Source organism: Cryobacterium adonitolivorans, assembly GCF_004402695.1.
Classification (GTDB): domain Bacteria; phylum Actinomycetota; class Actinomycetes; order Actinomycetales; family Microbacteriaceae; genus Cryobacterium; species Cryobacterium adonitolivorans.
In genome coordinates this window covers 1-1,475 of the sequence record NZ_SOFL01000004.1, presented here as the reverse complement: position 1 = coordinate 1,475, position 1,475 = coordinate 1, and the positions used below count along the sequence as shown (strand labels likewise).

Here is a 1,475-nt window from a genome sequence, read left to right as displayed (position 1 = left end):
CTTAGAAACACACACAATGGCCACCCTCCGGGGTGGCCATTGTGCGTTAACCCCCCACCCCGGGTCCCGCGAACCGTGAGCAAAGCACCACAACGCGCGAGACTTCGGGCCTAACTCACAGCTCGCGGGGGGAGAGGTCAGCGTTCGGGGAAGTCGTGGGCACGCCCGGTCAGGACCGAAGACCCATGCCATTTAGGCGCGGGGAGTACCGCCGGCCGCACAGACATTCTGCACGTCTTCACGGAAAGTGCCTGGCCCACCTGTAACCAGCGAGTCTTCAGAGACAAGCTTGACCAGGACGAGGCCCCGCGTCGCCGGTACGGAGAGCTGAGGATCATGCTGGCCGCCTCTGGGCTGATCGGCAGGGCCTACACCGCCGCCAAGCTCGACCTCATCCAAGAGCTCCTCGATGAGGAACGAGCCTCACGTGGCCTCGCGCCGGTTCCTCCTGGGAGAAGTAGGGCCTGATCTCGCGAGATGCCTTTCACGGGGTCTCGACAGGCTCGACCAGCGATCGGAGTGCGACCCAGCGCATCCGCTTCGCGAGCTGTGAGCTGAGCACCAGGATGCGCGACTTTTCAGGGCTTAACTCACAGCTCGCGGAGGTGGGCACGCGCGATGTCCTGTAGACTGGAGCAATCGAAGCTTGATGGTTCGAAACGACTTGATGGCCGGCACCTCGGTGCTGGGGCATCGCACATTGTTTCGGCGGCCATAGCAAGAGGGAAACGCCCGGTCACATTCCGAACCCGGAAGCTAAGACTCTTTGCGCCGATGGTACTGCAGGGGGGACCCTGTGGGAGAGTAGGACACCGCCGGACTTAACTTAGTCAAAATGGCCACCCATTCGGGTGGCCATTTTGCCGTTAACGTACGCTGGAGAAGTAGTCCGGTACGTATAGCCACACCTACAGGAGATAAACAGTGACCCCCACGGAACGCAACGGGAACGACGCACGCGACAACGGGAGCGGCGATCGTCGCACCGGCGGCTACCAGGGTGGTCGCGGATGGTCGGACCGACCCAGCCAGGACGGCGCTCGACCGCCGTACCGCGGCAACTCCGGCGGCAATGACCGTCCGCAGCGCGACGGTGACCGTCCGCCGTACCGGGGCGACTCCGATCGTCCCCAGGGCGGGGAGCGTGCGCCGTACCGGGGCAACAGCGACCGTCCGCAGCGCGACGGCGACCGTCCTCCCTACCGGGGCAACAGCGACCGTCCGGCGTACCAGGGCAACTCCGATCGCCCGCAGCGCGACGGCGACCGTCCTCCCTACCGTGGCAACTCCGACCGTCCGCAGGGCGGGGAGCGTGCACCGTATCGGGGCAATTCCGACCGTCCCGCGTACCAGGGTAACTCCGACCGTCCGCAGCGCGACGGCGATCGCCCTCCTTACCGGGGCAACGGCGACCGCCCGGCGTACCAGGGCAACTCCGATCGCCCGCAGCGCGACGGCGATCGTCCTCCCTACCG

Annotated in this window: 1 protein-coding gene, 1 rRNA gene and 1 pseudogene; all 3 read left to right on the top strand. The window is 65.8% G+C overall.

The features are described from left to right. The first annotated feature begins 225 nt into the window (after positions 1–225). Positions 226–468 carry a GrpB family protein gene (locus E3O42_RS18875; protein WP_420897846.1) on the top strand — a complete coding sequence of 81 codons (243 nt, stop codon included), beginning with the start codon at positions 226–228 and terminating at the stop codon, positions 466–468. A gap of 236 nt (positions 469–704) precedes the next feature. Continuing rightward, a 5S ribosomal RNA gene (rrf, locus tag E3O42_RS01770) occupies positions 705–821 on the top strand. 103 nt (positions 822–924) lie between these two features. Beyond that, positions 925–1,475 (top strand): annotated as a pseudogene (locus tag E3O42_RS01765) (hypothetical protein); the annotation flags it as partial.